Origin of the sequence: Pseudomonas batumici, from assembly GCF_036585405.1 — a bacterium.
Classification (GTDB): domain Bacteria; phylum Pseudomonadota; class Gammaproteobacteria; order Pseudomonadales; family Pseudomonadaceae; genus Aquipseudomonas; species Aquipseudomonas batumici.
Genome location: NZ_CP144470.1, coordinates 5,514,354 through 5,537,746 on the forward strand (window position 1 = coordinate 5,514,354; position 23,393 = coordinate 5,537,746).

Genomic DNA, 23,393 nt, shown 5'->3' on the forward strand with positions numbered 1-23,393 from the left:
TACGGTCAGTGGCGCTTTGCGCTCGAATAAGGATGATAGTAACAAAATCCTTCAGAGACTTTGCAGGGTATCGAGCAACACCTTCACCTTGGTGATGGATTCCTGGTATTCCGCCTGCCAGTCGGAGTCGGCGACGATACCGCCGCCGCCCCAGCAGCTGACCTGTCCGTCCTTGACCAGCAGGCTGCGGATGGCGATGGAACTGTCCATCTCGCCACGCACATCCAGGTACAGCAGCGAGCCGCAATACAGCGCCCGCCGGGTCGGTTCCAGCTCGTCGATGATCTGCATGGCGCGGATCTTCGGCGCGCCGGTGATCGAGCCGCCGGGGAAGCTGCCGGCGATCAGGTCCAGGGCGTCGCGGTCGTCGGCCAGGGTGCCGGTCACGCTGCTCACCAGGTGGTGCACGTTGGGGTAGCTCTCCAGGCTGAACAGTTCCGGCACCTGTACCGAACCGATACGGCAGGTACGCCCGAGGTCGTTGCGCAGCAGGTCGACGATCATCAGGTTTTCCGCCCGGTCCTTGCTGCTGGCCAGCAGTTCGGCGGCGTTGGCGGCGTCCTCGCGAGCATCGCGGCCACGCGGGCGGGTGCCCTTGATCGGTCGTGTCTCGACCTGCCGCTGACTGACCTTGATGAAGCGCTCCGGCGACAGGCTCAGCACCGCTCCGTGCTCGGGCAGGCTCTGGAAACCGGAGAAGGGCGTCGGGCAGGCGGCGCGCAGGGCACAATAGGCGATCCACGGATCGCCCTGGCAGGCCGCCCGGAAGCGCTGGGCGAAGTTGACCTGGTAGCAGTCGCCGGCCTGGATGTAGTGCTGGATACGTTCGAAGGCCTGGCGGTAGTCCGCGGCCTCGAGGTCCGCGGTCATCGGGCCGCTCAGGTGAAATTCGGCACTGTCGTGGCCGACCGGTTGGCTGAACAGCCGGATCAGCCGTTCGCGCTCGGCGGACTCGACGCTGGGATGGAAGACCAGCTGGCTGCTGCCTTGCTGGTGATCGCTGATCAGCGCCCAGGCGTACAGGCCGAAACGCGCATCGGGCAGTTGCAGGTCGTCCCGGGCCTGCGCGGGCAGGCTTTCCAGGTGCCGGCCGAAATCGTAGCTCAGGTAGCCGATCAGGCCGCCGGCAAAGGGCAGTTCGCAAGAGGCGGGGAGTTGCGCCTCGCCCAGTCGGGCCAGGTTGTCCCGCAGGCGCTGCAGGAACGCCTCGCCGCGTTCGTTCGGCAACACCGCCAGTTGCTCCAGCGGCCAGGCGCTGAGCAGGTCGTAGCGCCCGCGCTCGGCGGCGGGGCGGCCGCTGTCAAGCAGAACCGCGCCTGGCGCATGGCGAATCGCCGCGAAGTAATGGGCGGGATTGGCGTGGTAGGGCAGCGGATGTACGGTGCAGGTCAGCATGGGGGGCGGGTCAGTCATGGAAGCGCGGTGCGCGATTGTAGTCCCCTGCCTGCATTGCTCCTAGAGGTATGTCGCGGGATCGATGGCTGGCGCCGGTGCCCTGGGACGGCCGGCGTCGACCGACGGTACGTGGCCGAACAACTCCTGGACGAAGCGCACCCGTTCCTTCGGCGTCTCGCTGATACCCGCGGCGGCCAGTTCCGCCAGGCGCGCCTCCACGGCATGGCTGCGATGGGTCAGGCCGCAGTCGTTGGCAATCTGGATATTCAGCCCGGGGCGGGCGTTGAGCTCGAGGATCAGCGGGCCCTTGTCCTGGTCCAGCACCATGTCCACACCGATATAACCCAGGCCGCAGAGCTCGAAGCAACCGGCCGCGAGTTTCATGAAGCCGTCCCAGTTCGGCAATTGCACGCCGTCTACCGGGTGCGTGGTATCCGGGTGCTTGCGGATGATGTTGTTCTGCCAGGTGCCGCGCAGGGTCATACCGGTCGCCAGGTCGATGCCCACGCCAATGGCTCCCTGGTGCAGGTTGGCCTTGCCGTTGGAGTGGCGGGTCGGCAGGCGCAGCATGGCCATCACCGGATAGCCCATCAGCACGATGACGCGGATGTCCGGCACGCCTTCATAGCTGATTTGCTGGAAAATCTGGTCGGGGATGACCCGGTATTCGATCAGTGCCCGGTCGCGGTGTCCGCCCAGGGAGTACAGGCCGGTGAGGATGCTGGAGATCTGGTGCTCGATTTCGCCGTGGCTGATGATGCGCCCGGAGATCGAGCGATAGCGGCCCTCGAAGCGATCGGCGATCACCAGGATGCCGTCGCCGCCGGCGCCTTGGGCCGGCTTGATGACGAAATCGCTGCGCCCGCCGATGATCGAATCGAGCTGGTCGATTTCCTTTTCCGTGGAAATCACCCCGTACATTTCCGGTACATGGATGCCGGCGGCAATGGCCCGTTCCTTGGTGATGATCTTGTCGTCGACAATGGGGTAGAGGCTGCGCTTGTTGTACTTGAGCACATAGTCCGCATTGCGCCGGTTGATCCCCATGATGCCGCGGGCTTCCAGGGCCTTCCAGGTTTTCCACAGGCCGAACATCAGTTGTGTTCCTTCAGGAACGCCTTGAAGCGCACCAGTTCGGTCAGTCGGTAACCGCGATAGCGTCCCATCGCCAGCATGAAGCCCACCAGGATCAGCAGGATCGCCGGGAAGGTGAACACGAAGTAGATCAGCTCCGGCACCGTCATGATCAGGTGTGCCAGGGACGCCGCGAACAGCGTGCCGATGGCGACCTTCAGGGCATGGCTGGCGCCGCGCTCTTCCCAGGTGATGGACAGGCGCTCGATGGTCATGGTCAGGATCACCATCGGGAACAGTGCCACCGACAGGCCGCGCTCCAGGCCCAGCTTGTGGCTGAACAGGCTGATGGCGGCGATCAGCACCACGACGAAGGTCAGTACCACCGACAGCCGCGGCAGCATCTGCAGCTTCAGGTGTTCCAGGTACGAGCGCAGCGACAGCCCCAGGGCGGTAATGAGGGTGAACAGCACGATGCCGAAGCCCAGCTGGGTTTCGCGGAAGGCCAGGGCGATCAGCACCGGGGTGAAGGTGCCGAGGGTCTGCAGGCCGACCAGGTTGCGCAGGATCAGGATCACCAGCACGCCGATCGGGATCATCACCATGACCATGAAGGTCTGCTGGGTTTGCAGCGGCAGGCCGTAGAGCGAATATTCGAGGAAGTTGGCGTCGGAGCTCTCGTCGGTCAGCTTGGCCAGGCGGATCGCGTTCATCTCGCTGTTGTTCAGGCTGAAGGTGACGCCGGCCTTCTTGCCGCCTTCAACGGTGATCAGGTTGTCGGGGCCGGTCCACCACAGCAGGCGATCAGGCGGCAGGCCCTGTTCGCCGGTGTCCGGGTTGAAGTACAGCCAGTCGCTGCCGTTGAAGCTGCGCAGCCAGAGTTCCGGGGTCTGCGGCTGGTCGGCCTCCAGGCGGATGGTGTGGGCCCGTTCCATCGGCACGTGGGCGATGGACAGCAGCAACTCGATGATCTGCGCCTTGTGCGGGGTCGACGGATCGCCCGCCAGCAGCAGCTTGACGTTGTCATCGCCGAGGTTGTTGACCCGCTTGATGGTTTCGCCGATGAAGGTCTCGACATCCGCCGAATGCTGGCGGATGGGGGCGATCAAGGCCTCGGCGGCGATTTTCTCCGGGCCTTCGATGGCCATGCTGTCGCGGAAGGTCGGGCCCTTGACCTTGGGTTTCTCACCGGTATAGCGCTTGGTCAGCACCAGGCGGTAATACAGCGTCTGCTTGCCACTGACCCGCCGCGCCGACCAGGTGACCTTGCGGTTGCCGTCGGCACGGTTGACGCTCACCCCATAGTTGTTGGAAATGAAGCTCTCGTTGAGGCTGACGTAGTCGCGGCTCAGGGGCGGCACGAACATCTGGATCTTCACCGGTTCCTTGGTGTTGGCGACGAACTCGACCTTGGCGTCGATGTTCCACAAGTCGTCCGTGGCATCCTCGGTGACCGGAATACCCAGCACGAGAATCTGATAGGCCGTGACCGAAACACCCAGCAGCACCAGCACGGCGATCAGGATTTTCAGGTGGAGGGTGAGAGAACGCATTCGGATTACTCGGCGGTATGAGCGTCGTGGCTGCAGGCGGGTTTGCCGGCGGCGTATTTGAGGCTGGGGTCGACCAGCGCATCGAAGCGCTTGAGTGCCTCGGAGCCGATCAGCAGCGGGTACTGGAAGCTGCTGCGGTCGGTCAGGTTCACTTCGATGCTGCGTAAAACGCTGCCCATGCAGATCTCCAGGGTGATCACCGGGCGCGCGGTATAGGCGTTGCCCTCGTCCGGGTCATAGTCGCCGGCGCGGCGCTTGATCTTGCTGACGCGGGCCAGGGGCTGCTCGATCGGGTGCGAATGCGCGGTGTCGATCGCCAGGTAGAAACGCACCCAGCTCTCGCCGTTGCGCTTGAAACGGTGGATGTCGCGGGCACTGAGAGAGGCGGTCTTGGCGCCGGTGTCGAGCTTGGCCGGCACTTGCAGATCGATCCCGGCCAGGTGGGCGTACTCGTTCAGGCCGTACACCGTCTTCTCTGTCGCAAGGCTCATGCCAGGCAGACAAAACAGGCAGAGAAGCAGTAGGGGGGAAGGCTTGAGTCTCATAAATCCTGGCGCGTATCGAGCAATCTTGATTCAAGGGGACTGGCAATATCGCGCAAACATCCTCGTACGTCTGTCGGGAAAATAGGACAGGCCGCGCATCGGCGGATGCGCGCGGCATTCTAGCATGCTGGTTTTATGGCGCCAGCATCGGGTGCCCCCCTTGTCGGATAGGCCGGTGTTGGTTGCCCGAGCCTGGCTACCCATCTTGGGGGTCTTAGACTATTGTCGACAATACCAATTAATTCTTTGACTGATTCGCTCGTATTGGCTAGTTTTGGCGCCACTGATGGATGAGGTGTCGACAATATGCTGCAAGAGCTGGAGCCGCCGGTAACTGCCCAGGACGATTCGGAAACCTTGTCCGAGAACGTCTTCCGGCGTATTCAGGCGGCGATCGTCAAGGGCGAGATCGCTCCCGGCAGCAAGATCTCGGAGCCGGAACTGGCGCGCACCTACGGCATCAGCCGCGGTCCGCTGCGCGAGGCCATTCACCGCCTGGAGGGCCAGCGCCTGCTGGTGCGCATTCCCCATGTCGGTGCCCGGGTGGTGTCCCTCAGCCAGGCCGAGTTGATCGAACTCTACGAAATCCGCGAGTCCCTTGAAGGCATGGCCTGTCGCCTGGCGGCCGAGCGCATGACCGCCGAGGAAATCGAGGAATTGCGACAGGTTCTCAATACCCATGAGCGCGACGCGGCGTTCCAGGCCGGCGTCGGCTATTACCAGCAGGAAGGCGATTTCGACTTCCACTATCGGATCATCCAGGGGGCCGGCAACCGCACCCTGACCCAGATGCTCTGCGGTGAGCTGTACCAGTTGGTGCGCATGTACCGCATCCAGTTTTCCGTCACCCCCAACCGGCCACGCCAGGCATTCGCCGAGCACCATCGGATTCTCGACGCCATCGCCGATCGCGATGGCGAGTTGGCCGAACTGTTGATGCGCCGCCATATCGGCGCATCGAAACGCAATATTGCGCGTCATTACCAGGACGCCGCCAAACCGACAGCTACCCAGCGAGGTGAGTCATGAGTCAGGGTTCCAACAAGAGCACGCCCGGTCAGCGTTTTCGCGATGCGGTCGCCAGCGAACATCCCTTGCAAGTGGTCGGCGCGATCAACGCCAACCACGCCTTGCTGGCCAAGCGCGCCGGCTTCAAGGCCATCTACCTGTCCGGTGGCGGCGTCGCGGCCGGCTCCCTCGGGTTGCCGGACCTGGGCATCACCGGCCTGGATGACGTGCTGACCGATGTGCGCCGCATCACCGATGTCTGCGACCTGCCGCTGCTGGTGGATGTCGACACCGGCTTCGGTGCCTCGGCGTTCAACGTGGCGCGCACGGTCAAGTCGATGATCAAGTTCGGCGCGGCGGCGATCCATATCGAGGACCAGGTCGGCGCCAAGCGTTGCGGCCATCGGCCGAACAAGGAAATCGTCACCCAGCAGGAAATGGTCGACCGCATCAAGGCGGCGGTGGATGCCCGCACCGACGACAGCTTCGTGATCATGGCGCGTACCGATGCCCTGGCCGTGGAAGGCCTGGAGTCGGCCCTGGAACGTGCCGCCGCGTGCATCGAGGCCGGTGCCGACATGGTGTTCCCGGAAGCCATCACGGAACTTGAGATGTACAAGCTGTTCGCCAGCCGGGTGAAGGCGCCGATCCTGGCCAACATCACCGAGTTCGGTTCGACGCCGCTGTACACCACCGAACAGCTGAAGTCCGCCGATGTGTCCCTGGTGCTGTATCCGCTGTCGGCGTTCCGTGCCATGAACAAGGCGGCGGAAAACGTCTACACCGCGATTCGCCGTGACGGCACCCAGCAGAACGTGATCGACACCATGCAGACCCGCATGGAGCTTTACGATCGTATCGACTACCACACCTTCGAGCAGAAGCTCGATGCGTTGTTTGCCCAGAAGAAGGGCTGAGGCCTGACTACCCTGAGTTGCCGGGTCCCTAATAAATTCAAGAATTGGAGAGAGCAATGGCTGAAGCAAAAGTACTGAGCGGTGCCGGCCTGCGTGGCCAGGTCGCCGGACAAACCGCCTTGTCCACCGTCGGCCAGGCCGGTGCCGGCCTGACCTACCGTGGCTACGACGTGCGTGAACTGGCCGCCGAGGCGCATTTCGAGGAAGTCGCCTACCTGTTGCTGTACGGCGAGCTGCCCACTGCCACCGAACTGGCGGCCTACATGGGCAAGCTGCGTACCCTGCGTGACCTGCCCCAGGCGCTGAAGGAGGTGCTGGAGCGGATTCCCGCCGACGCCCATCCGATGGACGTGATGCGCACCGGTTGTTCCTTCCTGGGCAATATCGAGCCCGAAGGCGACTTCTCCCGCCAGCATGAAGCCACCGACCGGCTGCTGGCCGCGTTCCCGGCGATCATGTGCTACTGGTATCGCTTCAGCCACGAAGGCAAGCGCATCGACTGCGTGACCGACGAGGCCTCGATCGGCGGCCACTTCCTGCACCTGCTGCACGGCAAGGCGCCGAGCGAGCTGCATCGCAAGGTGATGGACGTGTCGCTGATCCTCTACGCGGAGCACGAGTTCAACGCCTCGACCTTCACCGCGCGGGTCTGTGCCTCGACCCTGTCCGACCTGTTCTCCTGCGTCACCGCCGCCATCGGTTCCCTGCGTGGCCCGCTGCACGGCGGCGCCAACGAGGCGGCGATGGAAATGATCGAGCGTTTCGGCTCGCCGCAGGAGGCCGTCGAAGGCACCCTCGGCATGCTGGCGCGCAAGGACAAGATCATGGGCTTCGGCCATGCGATCTACAAAGACAGCGATCCGCGTAACGAAGTGATCAAGGGCTGGTCGAAGAAACTCGCCGATGAAGTCGGTGATACCGTGCTGTTCGCGGTCTCCGAAGCCATCGACAAGACCATGTGGGAGCAGAAGAAGCTGTTCCCCAATGCCGACTTCTACCATGCCTCGGCGTACCACTTCATGGGTATCCCGACCAAGCTGTTCACGCCGATCTTCGTCTGCTCGCGCCTGACCGGCTGGGCCGCGCATGTGTTCGAGCAGCGCGGCCACAACCGCATCATCCGTCCGAGCGCCGAGTACATCGGCGTCGAGCAGCGCAAGTTCGTGCCAATCGAACAACGCTGATCAAGAAGGCGCAAACCGTTTCAAGGGGCTGTGACGGGCCGGATTTGTGGCGGGTGGGCTTGCCCACTCGCCACGGGTCGCTGTCCGGCTCCGGAGGGTTTGCCGTCTGCTGTTGACCTTACCGTGATCGAGTCCCAGACCATGAATAGCCAATACCGCAAATCGCTGCCCGGCAGCCACCTGGATTTCTTCGACGCCCGTGCGGCGGTCGATGCCATCCAGCCCGGGGCCTACGACGGCCTGCCTTACACCTCCCGGGTCCTCGCCGAGAACCTGGTACGGCGCTGCGACCCGGCGACACTGAGCGATTCCCTGAAGCAACTGATCGAGCGCAAGCGCGACCTGGATTTCCCCTGGTTCCCGGCCCGCGTGGTCTGCCATGACATCCTCGGCCAGACCGCCCTGGTGGACCTGGCCGGCCTGCGCGACGCCATCGCCTCCCAGGGCGGCGACCCGGCCCAGGTCAACCCGGTGGTGCCGACCCAACTGATCGTCGACCACTCCCTGGCCGTGGAGTGCGGCGGCTTCGACCCGGACGCCTTCACCAAGAACCGCGCCATCGAAGACCGCCGCAACGAAGACCGCTTCCACTTCATCGACTGGACCAAGAAGGCCTTCAAGAACGTCGACGTGATCCCGCCGGGCAACGGCATCATGCACCAGATCAACCTGGAGAAAATGTCGCCGGTGATCCAGGCGCGTGACGGCGTGGCCTTCCCCGACACCTGTGTCGGCACCGACAGCCACACCCCTCACGTCGATGCGCTGGGGGTGATCGCCATCGGTGTCGGCGGCCTGGAAGCCGAGAGCGTGATGCTCGGTCGGGCGTCCTGGATGCGCCTGCCGGAAATCGTCGGCGTCGAGCTGACCGGCAAGCTGCAAGCGGGCATCACCGCCACCGACATGGTGCTGGCGCTGACCGAGTTCCTGCGCAAGCAGAAAGTGGTCGGGGCGTACCTGGAGTTCTTCGGTGAGGGCGCCTCCGCCCTGACCCTGGGCGATCGCGCGACCATTTCCAACATGGCCCCGGAATACGGCGCCACGGCGGCGATGTTCTACATCGACCAGCAGACCATCGACTACCTGAAACTCACCGGGCGTGAAGACGAGCAGGTCAAGCTGGTGGAAACCTACGCCCGGCACACCGGTCTCTGGGCCGATAGCCTGAAAGGTGCGGACTACGAGCGGGGACTGAGCTTCGACCTGTCCTCGGTGGTGCGCAACATGGCCGGCCCCAGCAACCCCCATGCCCGCGTTGCCACCCGCGACCTGGCGGCCAAGGGCATTGCCGGCCAGTGGACGGAGGTGCCGGGGCAGATGCCCGACGGCGCGGTGATCATCGCTGCCATCACCAGTTGCACCAACACCAGCAACCCGCGCAACGTCATCGCCGCCGGCCTGCTGGCACGCAACGCGAACAAGCTGGGCCTGACCCGCAAGCCGTGGGTCAAGTCATCGCTGGCGCCGGGCTCCAAGACCGTGGCGCTGTACCTGGACGAAGCCGGGCTGACCGACGAGCTGGAGCAACTGGGTTTCGGCGTCGTGGCCTTTGCCTGCACCACCTGCAACGGCATGTCCGGTGCGCTGGATCCGGTTATCCAGCAGGAAATCATCGACCGCGACCTCTACGCCACCGCCGTGCTGTCGGGTAACCGCAACTTCGACGGGCGCATCCATCCGTACGCCAAGCAGGCCTTCCTGGCCTCGCCGCCGCTGGTGGTGGCCTACGCGATTGCCGGTACCATCCGTTTCGATATCGAGAAGGACGTGCTGGGCCTGGACGCCGAGGGCAAGGAAATCCGCCTCAAGGACATCTGGCCGAGCGACGAGGAAATCGACGCGGTGGTCAAGGCCTCGGTGAAGCCGGAGCAGTTCCGCAAGGTCTACATCCCGATGTTCGCCGTCCACGAGGACACCGGTCCCAAGGTCACGCCGCTGTACGACTGGCGGCCGATGAGCACCTACATCCGTCGTCCGCCGTACTGGGAAGGCGCCCTGGCCGGTGCGCGGCCGCTCAAGGGCATGCGCCCGCTGGCGGTGCTGCCGGACAACATCACTACCGATCACCTGTCGCCGTCGAACGCCATCATGCTCGATAGCGCGGCCGGCGAGTACCTGGCGAAAATGGGCCTGCCGGAAGAGGACTTCAACTCCTACGCGACTCACCGGGGTGACCATCTCACCGCACAACGCGCGACGTTCGCCAACCCGAAACTGTTCAACGAAATGGTCCTGGAAAACGGCAAGGTCAAGCAGGGTTCCCTGGCGCGGGTCGAGCCGGAAGGCCAGGTCATGCGCATGTGGGAAGCCATCGAGACCTACATGGAGCGCAAGCAGCCGCTGATCATCATCGCCGGTGCCGACTACGGCCAGGGCTCGTCCCGTGACTGGGCGGCCAAGGGTGTGCGCCTGGCCGGGGTCGAGGCGATTGCCGCCGAAGGCTTCGAGCGTATCCACCGCACCAACCTGGTGGGCATGGGCGTGTTGCCGCTGGAGTTCAAGCCGGGGACCGATCGCAAGACCCTCGGCATCGACGGTACCGAGACCTTCGATGTGGTCGGTGAGCGTACACCGCGGGCGACCCTGACCCTGGTGATCCAGCGCCAGAACGGCGAGCGGGTCGAGGTGCCAGTGACCTGCCGCCTGGATACCGCCGAAGAAGTCTCGATCTACGAGGCCGGTGGTGTCTTGCAACGCTTTGCCCAGGACTTCCTTCAATCGGCCACGGCTGGCTAGACGACGTGCCGGGGCGGCAGTCCGCCCCGGCCATGACAGGACACGATTTCATGGCTCATGCAGCGCAAATCAGGATTCCCGCCACCTACATGCGTGGTGGTACCAGCAAAGGGGTGTTCTTCAACCTCAGCGACCTGCCCGAAGCGGCACAGCTGCCCGGCGCGGCGCGGGACGCATTGTTGTTACGGGTGATCGGCAGCCCCGATCCCTATGAAAAGCAGATCGACGGCATGGGCGGGGCGACCTCCAGCACCAGCAAGACGGTGATCCTGTCCAAGAGCATCAAGGCCGATCACGATGTCGATTACCTGTTCGGCCAGGTCTCCATCGACAAGCCGTTTATCGACTGGAGCGGCAACTGCGGCAACCTGTCGGCGGCGGTCGGATCGTTCGCCATCAGTGCCGGCCTGGTGGCTGCCGAGCGGATTCCGCGCAATGGTGTGGCGGTGGTGCGGATCTGGCAGGTGAATATCGGCAAGACCATCATTGCCCATGTGCCGATCACCGAGGGCCAGGTGCAGGAAACCGGTGACTTCGAACTCGACGGCGTGACCTTTCCGGCGGCTGAAGTACAGCTTGAGTTCATGGATCCGGCGGCCGAGGAGGAGGGCGCGGGCGGTTCGATGTTCCCCACCGGCAACCTGGTGGACGACCTGGAAGTGCCGGGGGTGGGTACCTTCAAGGCGACGATGATCAATGCCGGGATTCCGACGATCTTCGTCAACGCGGCGGATATCGGCTATACCGGTACCGAGTTGCAAGGCGATATCAACGGCGACCCCAAGGCCCTGGCGATGTTCGAGACGATCCGTGCCTACGGGGCGGTGCGCATGGGCCTGATCCAGCGCATCGACGAGGCGGCCACGCGCCAGCACACGCCGAAGGTGGCGTTCGTGGCTGCGCCGGCCAGCTACACCGCGTCGAGCGGCAAGCCGGTGGCGGGGGCCGATCTGGACCTGCTGGTACGGGCATTGTCCATGGGCAAGCTGCACCACGCGATGATGGGCACCGCGGCGGTGGCCATCGGCACGGCGGCGGCGATTCCCGGCACGCTGGTGAATCTGGCGGCCGGTGGTGGCGCGCGCAGCGCGGTGCGTTTCGGGCACCCGTCGGGCGCCTTGCGGGTGGGCGCCGAAGCCACCCAGGTCGATGGCGAATGGACCGTGGTCAAGGCCATCATGAGCCGCAGCGCGCGCGTCCTGATGGAAGGTTGGGTGCGCGTGCCAGGGGAGTGAAGCGAAGATGAGCGCCAACGTCGATCTGAACGAGCGCCCTGATTACGATCAGGTCCTGCAGGACATCGCCGATTATGTACTCGATTACCGGATCGAGTCGGCGGAAGCGCTGGATACCGCGCGCAATTGTCTGATCGACACCCTCGGCTGCGGCCTGTTGGCGCTACGTTTTCCCGAGTGCACCAAGCACCTGGGGCCGCTGGTCGAGGGCACCGTGGTGCCCTTTGGCGCCCGGGTGCCGGGAACGAGCTTTCGCCTCGATCCGGTCAAGGCTGCCTGGGACATCGGCTGTATCGTCCGCTGGCTCGATTACAACGACACCTGGCTGGCGGCCGAATGGGGCCATCCTTCGGATAACCTCGGCGGGATTCTCGCAGTCGCCGATCATCTGTCGCAGAAGCGCGTCGCCAACGGTGAAGCACCGCTGACCGTGCGTACCGTGCTGGAAGCCATGATCATGGCTCACGAGATCCAGGGCGTGCTCGCGTTGGAGAACTCCTTCAATCGGGTCGGCCTCGATCACGTGCTGCTGGTGAAGGTCGCCTCCACCGCGGTCACCGCCAAACTGATGGGCGCCAGCCGTGAACAGCTGCTGGCGGCGCTGTCCCATGCATTTGTCGACGGCCAGGCCCTGCGCACCTATCGCCACGCGCCGAATGCCGGTTCGCGTAAGTCCTGGGCGGCGGGCGATGCGACCAGTCGTGGCGTACGCCTGGCGGATATCGCCCTGCGCGGGGAAATGGGCATTCCGGGGGTGTTGAGCGCACCGCAATGGGGCTTCTACGACGTGCTGTTCAGCCACACCAACAAGGACCTGGCGCTCAAGCCCGAAGACCAGCGCGCTTTCAGCCTTTCCCAGCCGTACGGCAGCTACGTCATGGAGAACGTGCTGTTCAAGATCAGTTTTCCGGCCGAATTCCATGCCCAGACCGCGTGTGAGGCGGCGGTGATGCTGCACCCACAAGTCAGCAACCGCCTGGATGAGATCGACAAGATCGTGATTACGACTCACGAATCGGCGATTCGCATCATTTCCAAGGTCGGCAAGCTGGCCAACCCCGCCGACCGCGACCATTGCCTGCAGTACATGACGGCGGTGCCGCTGGCCTTCGGCAACCTGGTGGCCGAGCACTATGAGGATGATTTCCACGCGGCCCATCCGATCATCGATGTGTTGCGCGAGAAGATGGTGATCGTCGAAGAGCCGCGTTACAGCCGGGAATACCTGGAGGCCGACAAGCGTTCGATCGCCAATGCCGTGCAGGTGTTCTTCAAGGACGGCAGCAGTACCGCGCAGGTGGCGGTCGAATACCCGATCGGCCATCGCCGCCGCCGGGCCGAGGGCATTCCGTTGCTGGAGGACAAGTTCAAGGCCAATCTGGCGACGCGCTTCACCGCCCAGCGCAGTGCCGAGATCCTGGCCCTGTGCAAGGACCAGGCGCGGCTGGAAGCGACGCCGGTGCAACGCTTCATGGATCTGTTCGTGATCTAGGGCCTGTACGATAACTGCCTGCGCGACGATCATGCTGCGTTAAAAACAGGCTCGGAACGCTCATTTAGTGGACTAAACTGCGCTTCCTCGCCTGTTTTTGCCTTGCCTGATCGCCGCTCGGCGAGTTCTCGTACAGACCCTAGGCTCTGTAGCGTTACTTGAAACGCCGCTCCACGCCTTTTTCCACAAGGATCTTCGCGGAAATCTCTTCCACCGAGAAATGCGTGGAATTGATATGGGCGATGTTCTCGCGGCGGAACAGGTTTTCCACCTCGCGTACTTCGAATTCGCACTGGGCATAGCTGGAATAGCGGCTGTTGGGCTTGCGCTCGTTGCGGATCGCGGTCAGGCGGTCCGGGTCGATGGTCAGGCCGAACAGCTTGTGCCGGTGGGCACGCAGGGCCGACGGCAGTTGCAGGCGCTCCATGTCGTCCTCGGTCAGCGGGTAGTTGGCCGCGCGGATACCGAATTGCATCGCCATGTACAGGCAGGTCGGGGTCTTGCCGCAGCGCGACACGCCCACCAGGATCAGGTCGGCCTGGTCGTAATAGTGGGTGCGGGCGCCGTCGTCGTTGTCCAGGGCGAAGTTCACCGCCTCGATGCGCTCCATGTAGTTGGAGTTGCCGCCGATGGAGTGGGACTTGCCCACCGAGTAGGACGAGTGCTCGCTCAGTTCCTGTTCCAGCGGGGCGAGGAAGGTGGAAAAGATGTCGATCATGAAACCATTGGAGGTCGCGAGGATCTCACGAATATCCTGGTTGACGATGGTATCGAAGATGATCGGGCGAAATCCGTCCTGTTCGGCGGCGATATTGATTTGCTGCACCATGGCCCGCGCCTTGTCTACGCTGTCGATGTAGGGACGGATGAATTTGGCGAAGGTAATGTTTTCGAACTGCGCCAGCAGGCTTTGACCCAGGGTTTCGGCGGTGATGCCGGTACCATCGGAGATAAAGAAAGCAGATCGTTTCATTTGCGCCTTGGGCCTTAAGCTGGTGACGATTCTTGGATATGATAGGCGCGGTTTGCACGCCAGGAACGGCTGGCATTCTCACTTATTTTCCAGGTCCAGGCCACCGAGCGGATCAACCTGCCCATAGAGCAGCCCCGCTCCTGAGCTTTTCCAACACAGTTAGTGGAGAGATCACCTTGGTAGAGTACGTAGTTTCCCTCGATAAGCTCGGCGTCCATGATGTGGAGCACGTAGGGGGCAAGAACGCATCCCTGGGCGAGATGATCAGTAACCTCGCGGGTGCCGGTGTATCGGTCCCCGGCGGCTTTGCCACTACGGCTCAGGCGTATCGTGATTTTCTTGAGCTCAGTGGCCTGAACGACCAGATCCATGCGGCGCTGGATGCGCTGGATGTGGATGACGTCAACGCCCTGGCCAGAACCGGCGCGCAGATCCGTCAGTGGATCATGGAGGCCGAGTTCCCCGAGAAGCTCAACAGCGAGATCCGCGCGGCCTTCGCCACGCTGTCGGCGGGCAACCCGGACATGGCCGTGGCCGTGCGTTCCTCGGCCACCGCCGAAGACCTGCCGGACGCCTCCTTCGCCGGCCAGCAGGAAACCTTCCTGAACATCCGCGGCGTGGAAAACGTCATTCGCGCGGCCAAGGAAGTCTTCGCCTCGCTGTTCAACGACCGCGCCATTTCCTACCGCGTGCACCAGGGCTTCGATCACAAGCTGGTGGCCCTGTCCGCCGGTGTCCAGCGCATGGTGCGTTCGGAAACCGGCACCGCCGGCGTGATGTTCACTCTCGACACCGAGTCGGGCTTCCGTGACGTGGTATTCATCACCGGCGCCTACGGCCTGGGTGAAACCGTCGTACAGGGTGCGGTGAACCCGGACGAGTTCTACGTGCACAAGGGCACGCTGCAAGCCGGTCGCCCCGCCATCCTGCGACGCAACCTGGGCAGCAAGGCGATCAAGATGATCTACGGCGACGAGGCCAAGGCCGGTCGTTCGGTCAAGACCGTGGACGTCGACAAGGCAGACCGCGCGCGTTTCTGCCTCAGCGATGCCGAAGTCAGCGAACTGGCCAAGCAGGCGATGATCATCGAGCAACACTACAAGTGCCCGATGGACATCGAGTGGGCCAAGGACGGTGACGACGGCAAGCTGTACATCGTCCAGGCCCGTCCGGAAACCGTGAAGAGCCGTACCCAGGCCAACGTCATGGAGCGCTACCTGCTCAAGGAAACCGGCACCGTGCTGGTGGAAGGGCGTGCCATCGGCCAGCGTATCGGCGCCGGCAAGGTGCGGATCATTCGCGACGTGTCCGAGATGGACAAGGTCCAGGCCGGTGACGTGCTGGTCTCCGACATGACCGACCCGGACTGGGAGCCGGTGATGAAGCGCGCCAGCGCCATCGTCACCAACCGTGGCGGGCGGACCTGCCACGCGGCGATCATCGCCCGTGAGCTGGGGATCCCGGCGGTGGTCGGTTGCGGCAACGCCACCCAGTTGCTGAAGGACGGCCAGGGCGTCACCGTTTCCTGCGCCGAAGGCGACACCGGCTACATCTTCGAAGGCGAGCTGGGCTTCGACGTGAAGCAGAACTCCGTCGATGCCATGCCGGAGCTGCCGTTCAAGATCATGATGAACGTCGGCAACCCGGACCGTGCCTTCGACTTCGCCCAGTTGCCGAATGCCGGCGTGGGCCTGGCCCGCCTGGAGTTCATCATCAACCGCATGATCGGCGTGCACCCCAAGGCGCTGCTGAACTACGCGGGCCTGCCGCCCGAGCTCAAGGACAGCGTCGACAAGCGCATCGCCGGTTACGACGATCCGGTCGGCTTCTATGTCGAGAAGCTGGTGGAAGGCATCAGCACCCTGGCGGCGGCCTTCTGGCCGAAAAAGGTCATCGTGCGCCTGTCGGACTTCAAGTCCAACGAATACGCCAACCTGATCGGCGGCAAGCTCTACGAGCCGGAAGAAGAAAACCCGATGCTGGGTTTCCGTGGCGCCTCGCGCTACATCAGCGAGTCTTTCCGTGACTGCTTCGAACTCGAATGCCGCGCCCTCAAGCGCGTGCGCAACGACATGGGCCTGACCAACGTCGAGATCATGGTGCCTTTCGTCCGTACCCTGGGCGAAGCCAGCCAGGTGGTCGACCTGCTCGCCGCCAATGGCCTGGCCCGTGGCGAGAATGGCCTGCGCGTGATCATGATGTGCGAGTTGCCGTCCAACGCGATCCTGGCCGACGAGTTCCTCGAGTACTTCGACGGTTTCTCCATCGGTTCCAACGACCTGACCCAGCTGACCCTGGGCCTGGACCGCGATTCCGGGATCATCGCGCACCTGTTCGACGAGCGTAACCCGGCGGTGAAGAAGCTGTTGTCCAACGCCATCCAGGCGTGCAACAAGGCCGGCAAGTACATCGGCATCTGCGGCCAGGGGCCTTCCGACCACCCGGACCTGGCGCGCTGGCTGATGGAGCAGGGCATTGAAAGCGTGTCGCTGAACCCGGACTCCGTGCTGGAAACCTGGTTCTTCCTGGCTGAGGGTCAGGCGCAGGCCTGATAGGGTTCGGCGCCGACCCAAACGGTTGGCGCCGTCCTTCTTCTGTAGGAGCTGGCTTGCCGGCACGCTGCAGCGCGGCGATAGCGTCCTTGAGGACGGTAAAAACATGGCTGGCAAGCCCGTTTCCTACAGACTTATGTCGTAAATAGAATCCGTGTCCTATGTTGTAAAATCCAATTTGCAGGGCGAGCCCACATGGGTCGCCCTTTTTTGTTCAAGAGCCTTATGCAAAGCAGCAGCAATCTTTTTCCGGTGGCGTTGATCAGCGCCGAGCGTCGCGGCGATCTGTGTGAAGACGTCTATCGTTTGAAGCCGGGCAACAGCCCTGACGGTACGGTCGAACTGGCGGTCACCCGCCTGGGCCTCGCCGATGAGCCGCAGGCGCGGGGTGTGCCGGTAGTCTTGTTGCATGGCAGCTTTTCCAACCGGCGTTTCTGGTATTCCGCCAAGGGCATCGGCCTGGGTGCCTATCTGACGCGTCTGGGGTTCGATGTGTGGATCCCGGAAATGCGCGGTCACGGGCTGTCGGCGCGTAATCAGGACTATCGGCGCAATCGCGTGGCTGATTACGCCCGCCATGACCTGCCGGCCATCGCCGCGTTCGTGCGTGAACAGAGCGGGCAGGTTCCCCACTGGATCGGCCATTCCCTAGGGGGGATCACCCTGGCGGCGGCCCTGGGCGGCCAGTACCTGGGCGCGCCCGCCGTCGCCTCGGCGGCGTTTTTCGGTTGCCAGGTCAGTCGCACCTACTGGCCGTTGAAGATTCCGCCGGTGGAGTGGGGCGGTCGCTTGCTGCTCAGGCGCTTTGCCCATTTGTCCGGTTCGCGTCTCAAGCGCGGCCCGGAGGACGAGCCCATCGGCCTGGCCCTGGAAGGCCTGCGCTGGTATGGCCTGTTCGGGCGTTTCCGGGATGCCGAGCGGGACTGGTGGGGTGGCCTGGCGGAAGTCGAGGTGCCGGTGCTGGCGGTGAGTGCGGTGGGTGATCATCAGGACCCGACCTGGGCCTGTCGCAAGCTGTTCGAGCAGATCGGATCGCAGCACAAGCACTTTCTCTGCCTGGGGCGGGAACAGGGTTTCAGCTCGGATTTCGGTCATGTCGAGATGCTGGTCAGCAAGCCGGCGCAGGCTGAAGTCTGGCCGCGGGTGGCCGATTGGCTGCGGGATCAGCAGGCCTTCCTGCTCCGTGAGTCAGCCGTCGTTCAGGAAACGGCCTGACAAGGGCATTCCGCTAATGGGTGGTAAAAGGCTAAGATATGACGCATTGAGCGTTTTGGGTCATTGTCTAAACATTCGACCGGGGGCAAGCGTTTCATCTTGTAGCGCGACCTGCGAAGTCTGGCATTCTCGATTCCATCTACAGGAGTTTACTCATGGATCATTACATCACCCCCGACCTGTGCGACGCCTATCCGGAGTTGGTGCAGGTGCTTGAGCCGATGTTCAGCAACTTCGGTGGCCGCGACTCCTTCGGTGGCGAGATCGTGACCATCAAGTGCTTCGAGGACAACTCCCTGGTCAAGGACCAGGTTGAGCTCAATGGTCGGGGCAAGGTGCTGGTGGTCGATGGCGGTGGTTCCCTGCGCCGTGCCCTGCTGGGCGACATGCTGGCCGAGAAGGCGGCGAAGAACGGCTGGGAAGGTTTGGTGATCTACGGTTGCATCCGTGATGTCGACGTGATCGCCCAGACCGACCTGGGGGTGCAGGCCTTGGCCAGCCACCCGATGAAAACCGACAAGCGTGGCATTGGCGATCTCAATATCCCGGTCACCTTTGCCGGCGTGACCTTTCGCCCGGGCGAGTATATCTATGCGGACAACAACGGTGTGATCGTTGCGCCGAGCCCGCTGAAGATGCCTGAGTAAATTTTTGCAACACAATGGGGTAAGGATGTTCGCGGAAGAAAACGCGCAGTGGGGGCTGGTCCATGCCCTGGTGCTGGATGGCAAGGGCGGTGCACGCGCGATTGCTCGCACGGACTTGGATGATCTGCAATTGCAGCCAGAGGAAAGCCTCTGGCTGCACTGGGATCGCAGCCACCCGCAGACCCATGCCTGGTTGCGCACATCCAGTGGCTTGAGCGAATTCAACTGCGATCTGCTGCTGGAAGAAAATACCCGGCCACGTCTGCTGCCCCTGCCTGATAGCGAGCTGCTGCTGTTTCTGCGCGGGGTCAATCTCAACCCCGGTGCCGAGCCCGAAGACATGGTCTCGGTGCGGGTCTTTGCCGCGCACCAGCGGGTGATTTCCCTGCGTTTGCGCCCATTGCGCGCGACCGATGAGCTGCTGGTGCAGCTGGAGCAGGGCAAGGGGCCGAAAAACGCCGCCGAACTGATTCTCTACATCGGGCAGTACCTCACCTTGAAGGTGCAGGACCTGGTCAGTGACCTCTCGGAAGTGGTCGATGACGAGGAAGAAAAGATAGATGCCGACGAACGGTATAATCCCGAGCACGGCGCCATTGTGCAGATACGTCGTCGAGCGGCCGGGCTGAAACGTTTCCTTGCACCGCAGCGAGACATCTTCGGTCAATTGAGCCGGATCAAGCTGCCGTGGTTCGCCGATGAAGATGCCGGTTACTGGAACGAATTGAACAACAGCCTGACTCGTTATCTGGAAGAGCTCGAATTGACCCGCGAGCGCGTGGGGCTTGTGCTTGAGGCCGAGGAGCGGCGCCTGAACGTGCGCATGAACAAGACCATGTACCGCTTCGGGATCGTCACCGGGATCTTCCTGCCGATGAGCTTCCTGACTGGCCTGCTGGGGATCAACGTCGGCGGTATTCCGTTGTCCGGCAACCCCTACGGTTTTGTCATCGCCTGTCTGCTGATCGTCGCCGTTGCCGTCGGACAATGGTGGCTTTTCCGACGTTTGCGCTGGGTTTGAAACATGTTTGATGTGACCTGCAAAAAAATGATCGCGTCTTTCACAGATATACCGAGAGGTGCGTATGCACGATCCGTTCGAACAATCTCTGCGTGACATGCTCAAGGCCTCGCCGTCCACCCGCGACGACGACGCTTGCCTGGGGCGTGTCCTGAAAACCGCCAACCGGCAGGTCGGCGCCGGTGATCTCTTCACGCTGCTGGGCCATTGGCTGCAGGCGCTGATGATCGCCTTGAACAACGGATCGGCCCATGTTTCGCCGGTCTCCCGTCGTACCCCTATTGCTCGCTCCGCGGATAAGGCTGACTGAATATGGAACTTGACCTCTGGACCCAGAGTCTCGTCACGGCAATGACTGCCTTGTGGACCAAAGTCGCGAATTTCATCCCCAACCTGTTCGGGGCGCTGGTGGTGGTACTGCTGGGGTTCGTGGTGGCCAAGCTGCTGGACACCCTGTTGTCCAAGCTGCTGGCCAAGCTGGGGCTGGATCGCCTGATGGGCGGTACCGGATTGACCAAGCTGTTGAGCCGCGCCGGCCTCCAGGTGCCGATCTCGACGCTGGTGGGCAAGATCGTCTATTGGTTCATTTTGCTGATTTTCCTGGTTTCTGCTGCGGAATCCCTTGGACTTGAGCGAGTTTCAGCTACGCTCGACATGCTGGCCCTGTATTTGCCGAAGGTGTTCGGCGCGGCCCTGGTGTTGCTGGTGGGGGTTTTGCTGGCCCAGGTGGTCAGCGGGCTGGTGCGCGGCGCGGCCGAAGGGGTCGGTCTGGATTACGCTTCGGGTCTGGGCCGGATCGCCCAGGGCCTGGTGATTATCATCAGTATTTCGGTGGCGATCAGTCAGCTGGAGGTCAAGACCGACCTGCTGAACCATGTGATCGTCATCGTGCTTATTACCGTTGGTCTGGCGGTTGCGCTGGCCATGGGGCTGGGCAGTCGGGAAATCGCCGGGCAGATTCTTGCGGGAATCTATGTGCGTGAGTTGTATCAGGTTGGGCAACAAGTGCGAGTGGGAGAGGTCGAAGGACAGATCGAAGAGATCGGCACGGTCAAGACGACATTGCTGACCGATGAGGGTGAGCTAGTCTCTCTCTCCAATCGGATCCTGCTGGAGCAGCATGTCAGCAGCCGCTAACCCGGCAAACCCTGCTAATCTATGCCGCCGCAAAAAAGCCCGCAGCCATATGGGCTGCGGCGGACATTGACCTGACTGTCGGCCCGACTCGTTTTGAATAAAGCCCAATCGCTCTCCATGCGCTACGACCCCCGTGAACTCACCGATGAGGAGTTGGTGGCGCGCGCGCATACCGAGCTGTTTCATGTGACCCGCGCCTATGAAGAGTTGATGCGGCGCTATCAACGAACCTTGTTCAGCGTTTGTTCAAGGTATTTGGGGAACGAACGCGACGCGGATGATGTCTGTCAGGAAGTGATGTTGAAGGTGCTGTATGGCCTCAAGAACTTTGAGGGTAAATCGAAGTTCAAGACATGGCTATATAGCATCACGTACAACGAGTGCATTACGCAATATCGCAAAGAGCGCAGGAAGCGGCGCTTGATGGATGCCTTGAGTCTCGACCCCCTTGAGGAAGCGTCTGAAGAGAAGACGCCGAAGCCCGAGGAGAAGGGTGGACTAGATCGATGGTTAGTGCATGTGAACCCAATTGACCGGGAAATTCTGGTGCTACGTTTTGTCGCAGAGCTGGAGTTTCAGGAGATTGCCGACATCATGCACATGGGCTTGAGCGCCACGAAAATGCGCTATAAGCGGGCCCTTGACAAATTGCGTGAGAAATTTGCGGGTATCGCTGAAACTTAGTTCAGCGCAAATGTCTCTTACGTGTAGGCAAGTTCTGCTACACTTGCCGCCGAGTTGTCCCCCGGTTTGCGGGACTGCTATACAATCACCAGATGGGGATTTAACGGATGAAACTGAAAAACACCTTGGGCTTGGCCATTGGTTCTCTCATTGCCGCTACTTCGTTCGGCGCACTGGCACAAGGCCAAGGCGCGGTCGAAGGTGAAGCGTTCTGGGGCAAAACCTGGAACCACAGCGTCGATTCCTACCAGAACGGTCGCACACCTGGCGTCTCGATCGGCTACTTCCTGACCGACGACGTTTCGGTGAACCTGACCTACCGTAAGGACGAGTACACCCGTTCGGACGCCGACACTGGCAACCAGCGTATCCGCGGTGACCACTTCGGTCTGAAGTCCCAGTACCACTTCGGTCAAGTCGGCGACATGTTCCGTCCGTATGTTGAAGGTGGCGTGTCCCACGGCAGCATGAGCAACGTCGTTGCTGACGGTCACACTGGCCGTGACGGTTCGACCTACCTGACCACCGGTGCCGGTGTGAAGATGTACATCACCGACAACCTGTACGCTCGTGCCGGCGGTGAAGCCGACTACAAGCTGGACAACGGTCGTTGGGACTACCAGGCTCTGATCGGCCTGGGCGTGAACTTCGGTGGCAGCGGCGGCAAGGTAGCTCCGGCTCCAGCTCCTGCTCCAGAGCCGGCTCCAGCTCCAGTGGCTGAATCCGCTCCAGCTCCAGAAGTTGTTAAAGTCCAGCTGGACGTGAAGTTCGACTTCAACAAGGCTGTGGTCAAGCCTAACAGCTACGGCGACGTGAAGAGCCTGGCTGACTTCATGAAGCAGTACCCAAAAACCACTACCCAGGTTTCGGGTCACACTGACAACGTCGGTCCTGACGCTTACAACCAGAAGCTGTCCCAGAAGCGTGCTGACGCTGTGAAACAAGTTCTGGTCAAAGACGGCGTTCGTGCTGACCGCATCACCTCGGTTGGCTACGGCAAAACCCGTCCAGTGGCTGACAACGCCACTGAAGCTGGCCGCGCGATGAACCGTCGTGTAGAAGCTTCCGTAGAAGCCCAAGCTCAGTAATTAGCTTGCGGTAAGAAAAAGCCCGGCTCAGGCCGGGCTTTTTTTCGCCTGCGATTTGAGCTTGGCGCGGCCACCGACCTGCTCCTGTGCGCTTTCGGATGTCCGTTCATCAGATTTTCATCATGATTGGCTGGCGCGGCCCGGCCATCATCGCACTGCTCAATAAGAACGAGACGGGGCGCAGCGTGCAGATCGATGAACTATCCGCGACCAGGTGTCCGGAATGGCTATGTGGCGAACAGGTGGTGCAGGTACAGGCGGGGGAGGCCGGTGTGTGCCTGGCCCATGAAGAGGCGAACGTGTCCTGGTGCCTGCCGGCGCGCTGGCAGGGCTTGCTGGTGGCGCGGGGCATGCTGCGGGTCATTGACGGTGGCTTGCTCGCCGAGCGCCCCGTGGAGGCCAGCCTGGTCAAGCTGCAGGTGTTTATCGATCAGGGCATGAGCTTCGAGCGGGCGCGATCCGTCGCCGCGCCCTGGGCGGCCTTGTCCCTGGCCTCGGGGATATCGGCAAGCCGGACCCTGCTGGAGTCCTGGTATATCGAGTGCGCCTTGCGCGCCGATCCTTCCTATCAACGTTTTGCCGAAGTCTTGCGGCAAAGTCCTGACTACTGGCTGGTGCGTTTTCTCCTGGAGCAAGGCACCGCCAGCGAGAAACTGATCGGCCTGGCCAAGCGTTATGGCGTGTCGGTCTCGCACTTTCGACGCTTGTGCCATCAGGCCCTGGGCTGTGCGGCCAAGCCCGAGTTGCGCGACTGGCGGACGGCCAAGGCGCTGCTGAGCATGATTGGCAGCGAGTGTTCGTTGACCGATGTGGCGCTGGAGTTCGGTTATGCCTCTTCGTCGCACTTTTCCAAGGAGGTGCGTGAATTGCTGGGGGTGGCGCCCAGTCGCCTCTGCGATATCCAGGCCTCCATGGGCTCGATGGTCTCGTGACAGTC

20 protein-coding genes are annotated in these 23,393 nt (G+C 62.5%); 15 read left to right on the plus strand and 5 right to left on the minus strand.

All coding sequences use genetic code 11. The features are described from left to right. Positions 1-51 precede the first annotated feature (51 nt). The 4 genes from pabB to NUH87_RS25220 are packed head-to-tail and all read right to left on the minus strand — an operon-like array spanning position 52 to position 4,567. Positions 52-1,395 carry an aminodeoxychorismate synthase component I gene (gene pabB / locus NUH87_RS25205; protein ID WP_338526934.1) on the minus strand — a complete coding sequence of 448 codons (1,344 nt, stop codon included), beginning with the start codon at positions 1,393-1,395 and terminating at the stop codon, positions 52-54. Between the two features lie 60 nt (positions 1,396-1,455). Continuing rightward, positions 1,456-2,490, minus strand: a complete 1,035-nt coding sequence (locus NUH87_RS25210; protein WP_338523115.1) for an alpha-L-glutamate ligase-like protein — start codon at positions 2,488-2,490, stop codon at positions 1,456-1,458. Next, positions 2,490-4,022, minus strand: coding sequence for an inactive transglutaminase family protein (locus NUH87_RS25215; RefSeq protein WP_338523116.1), 1,533 nt, complete (start codon positions 4,020-4,022; stop codon positions 2,490-2,492). Before NUH87_RS25215 ends, NUH87_RS25210 begins: the two co-directional genes overlap by 1 nt. A 5-nt stretch (positions 4,023-4,027) precedes the next feature. Continuing rightward, positions 4,028-4,567 (minus strand): ATP-dependent zinc protease, encoded by a 540-nt coding sequence (locus NUH87_RS25220; RefSeq protein WP_338523117.1) that lies wholly within the window; start codon positions 4,565-4,567, stop codon positions 4,028-4,030. Positions 4,568-4,873: 306 nt separating this feature from the next. Between NUH87_RS25220 and NUH87_RS25225 the strand changes: the two genes are divergently transcribed. The 6 genes from NUH87_RS25225 (at position 4,874) to prpD (ending at position 13,139) form a co-directional block, all read left to right on the plus strand. Continuing rightward, the gene (locus NUH87_RS25225; RefSeq protein WP_338523118.1) at positions 4,874-5,596 is read left to right on the plus strand and encodes a GntR family transcriptional regulator; all 723 of its coding nucleotides are present in this window, start codon (positions 4,874-4,876) and stop codon (positions 5,594-5,596) included. Further along, complete coding sequence (gene prpB, locus NUH87_RS25230; protein ID WP_040065454.1) at positions 5,593-6,492, plus strand: methylisocitrate lyase; 900 nt, start codon at positions 5,593-5,595, stop codon at positions 6,490-6,492. Before NUH87_RS25225 ends, prpB begins: the two co-directional genes overlap by 4 nt. A gap of 56 nt (positions 6,493-6,548) precedes the next feature. Next, complete coding sequence (gene prpC / locus NUH87_RS25235) at positions 6,549-7,676, plus strand: bifunctional 2-methylcitrate synthase/citrate synthase (protein WP_338523119.1); 1,128 nt, start codon at positions 6,549-6,551, stop codon at positions 7,674-7,676. Positions 7,677-7,817: 141 nt separating this feature from the next. Continuing rightward, complete coding sequence (acnD, locus tag NUH87_RS25240; protein WP_338523120.1) at positions 7,818-10,412, plus strand: Fe/S-dependent 2-methylisocitrate dehydratase AcnD; 2,595 nt, start codon at positions 7,818-7,820, stop codon at positions 10,410-10,412. Positions 10,413-10,462: 50 nt separating this feature from the next. Continuing rightward, positions 10,463-11,647, plus strand: coding sequence for a 2-methylaconitate cis-trans isomerase PrpF (gene prpF / locus NUH87_RS25245; protein ID WP_338523121.1), 1,185 nt, complete (start codon positions 10,463-10,465; stop codon positions 11,645-11,647). A gap of 7 nt (positions 11,648-11,654) precedes the next feature. Beyond that, complete coding sequence (gene prpD, locus NUH87_RS25250) at positions 11,655-13,139, plus strand: 2-methylcitrate dehydratase (RefSeq protein ID WP_338523122.1); 1,485 nt, start codon at positions 11,655-11,657, stop codon at positions 13,137-13,139. A 154-nt stretch (positions 13,140-13,293) separates the two neighbouring features. Here the strand turns inward: prpD and ppsR are convergent, their stop codons facing one another. Beyond that, positions 13,294-14,112, minus strand: coding sequence for a posphoenolpyruvate synthetase regulatory kinase/phosphorylase PpsR (gene ppsR, locus NUH87_RS25255; protein ID WP_040065450.1), 819 nt, complete (start codon positions 14,110-14,112; stop codon positions 13,294-13,296). A gap of 176 nt (positions 14,113-14,288) precedes the next feature. On the opposite strand from ppsR, the gene ppsA reads away from it, so the two are divergent. From ppsA to NUH87_RS25300, 9 genes are all read left to right on the plus strand, one after another. Beyond that, on the plus strand, positions 14,289-16,664 hold the full coding sequence (gene ppsA, locus NUH87_RS25260; RefSeq protein WP_338523123.1) for a phosphoenolpyruvate synthase: 2,376 nt from the start codon (positions 14,289-14,291) through the stop codon (positions 16,662-16,664). 225 nt (positions 16,665-16,889) lie between these two features. Beyond that, a complete protein-coding gene (locus NUH87_RS25265; protein WP_338523124.1) occupies positions 16,890-17,879 on the plus strand; it encodes an alpha/beta fold hydrolase in 990 nt (329 codons plus the stop codon). Positions 17,880-18,034: 155 nt separating this feature from the next. Continuing rightward, positions 18,035-18,526, plus strand: coding sequence for a ribonuclease E activity regulator RraA (rraA, locus tag NUH87_RS25270; RefSeq protein WP_040065447.1), 492 nt, complete (start codon positions 18,035-18,037; stop codon positions 18,524-18,526). 25 nt (positions 18,527-18,551) lie between these two features. After that, a complete protein-coding gene (locus NUH87_RS25275) occupies positions 18,552-19,547 on the plus strand; it encodes a zinc transporter ZntB (RefSeq protein ID WP_338523125.1) in 996 nt (331 codons plus the stop codon). 58 nt (positions 19,548-19,605) lie between these two features. Then, positions 19,606-19,857, plus strand: a complete 252-nt coding sequence (locus NUH87_RS25280) for a CrfX protein (RefSeq protein WP_422393881.1) — start codon at positions 19,606-19,608, stop codon at positions 19,855-19,857. A gap of 2 nt (positions 19,858-19,859) precedes the next feature. After that, positions 19,860-20,684: a mechanosensitive ion channel family protein gene (locus NUH87_RS25285; RefSeq protein WP_040065444.1), complete on the plus strand. Its 825-nt coding sequence runs from the start codon at positions 19,860-19,862 to the stop codon at positions 20,682-20,684. A gap of 93 nt (positions 20,685-20,777) precedes the next feature. Then, entirely contained in the window at positions 20,778-21,368 is a 591-nt protein-coding gene (sigX, locus tag NUH87_RS25290) for an RNA polymerase sigma factor SigX (protein ID WP_157015878.1), read from the plus strand. A 107-nt stretch (positions 21,369-21,475) separates the two neighbouring features. Next, the gene (locus NUH87_RS25295) at positions 21,476-22,456 is read left to right on the plus strand and encodes an OmpA family protein (protein WP_040065442.1); all 981 of its coding nucleotides are present in this window, start codon (positions 21,476-21,478) and stop codon (positions 22,454-22,456) included. 122 nt (positions 22,457-22,578) lie between these two features. Beyond that, entirely contained in the window at positions 22,579-23,388 is an 810-nt protein-coding gene (locus NUH87_RS25300; RefSeq protein ID WP_338523127.1) for a helix-turn-helix domain-containing protein, read from the plus strand. Positions 23,389-23,393 lie beyond the last annotated feature (5 nt).

Excerpts from the sequence above, each read along its gene's own strand:
- pabB (WP_338526934.1), bottom strand. The coding sequence starts at position 1,395 with ATGCTGACCTGCACCGTACATCCGCTGCCCTACCACGCCAATCCCGCC.
- NUH87_RS25210 (WP_338523115.1), bottom strand. The coding sequence starts at position 2,490 with ATGTTCGGCCTGTGGAAAACCTGGAAGGCCCTGGAAGCCCGCGGCATC.
- NUH87_RS25215 (WP_338523116.1), bottom strand. The coding sequence starts at position 4,022 with ATGCGTTCTCTCACCCTCCACCTGAAAATCCTGATCGCCGTGCTGGTG.
- NUH87_RS25220 (WP_338523117.1), bottom strand. The coding sequence starts at position 4,567 with ATGAGACTCAAGCCTTCCCCCCTACTGCTTCTCTGCCTGTTTTGTCTG.
- NUH87_RS25225 (WP_338523118.1), top strand. The coding sequence starts at position 4,874 with ATGCTGCAAGAGCTGGAGCCGCCGGTAACTGCCCAGGACGATTCGGAA.
- prpB (WP_040065454.1), top strand. The coding sequence starts at position 5,593 with ATGAGTCAGGGTTCCAACAAGAGCACGCCCGGTCAGCGTTTTCGCGAT.
- prpC (WP_338523119.1), top strand. The coding sequence starts at position 6,549 with ATGGCTGAAGCAAAAGTACTGAGCGGTGCCGGCCTGCGTGGCCAGGTC.
- acnD (WP_338523120.1), top strand. The coding sequence starts at position 7,818 with ATGAATAGCCAATACCGCAAATCGCTGCCCGGCAGCCACCTGGATTTC.
- prpF (WP_338523121.1), top strand. The coding sequence starts at position 10,463 with ATGGCTCATGCAGCGCAAATCAGGATTCCCGCCACCTACATGCGTGGT.
- prpD (WP_338523122.1), top strand. The coding sequence starts at position 11,655 with ATGAGCGCCAACGTCGATCTGAACGAGCGCCCTGATTACGATCAGGTC.
- ppsR (WP_040065450.1), bottom strand. The coding sequence starts at position 14,112 with ATGAAACGATCTGCTTTCTTTATCTCCGATGGTACCGGCATCACCGCC.
- NUH87_RS25265 (WP_338523124.1), top strand. The coding sequence starts at position 16,890 with ATGCAAAGCAGCAGCAATCTTTTTCCGGTGGCGTTGATCAGCGCCGAG.
- rraA (WP_040065447.1), top strand. The coding sequence starts at position 18,035 with ATGGATCATTACATCACCCCCGACCTGTGCGACGCCTATCCGGAGTTG.
- NUH87_RS25275 (WP_338523125.1), top strand. The coding sequence starts at position 18,552 with ATGTTCGCGGAAGAAAACGCGCAGTGGGGGCTGGTCCATGCCCTGGTG.
- NUH87_RS25285 (WP_040065444.1), top strand. The coding sequence starts at position 19,860 with ATGGAACTTGACCTCTGGACCCAGAGTCTCGTCACGGCAATGACTGCC.
- NUH87_RS25295 (WP_040065442.1), top strand. The coding sequence starts at position 21,476 with ATGAAACTGAAAAACACCTTGGGCTTGGCCATTGGTTCTCTCATTGCC.
- NUH87_RS25300 (WP_338523127.1), top strand. The coding sequence starts at position 22,579 with ATGATTGGCTGGCGCGGCCCGGCCATCATCGCACTGCTCAATAAGAAC.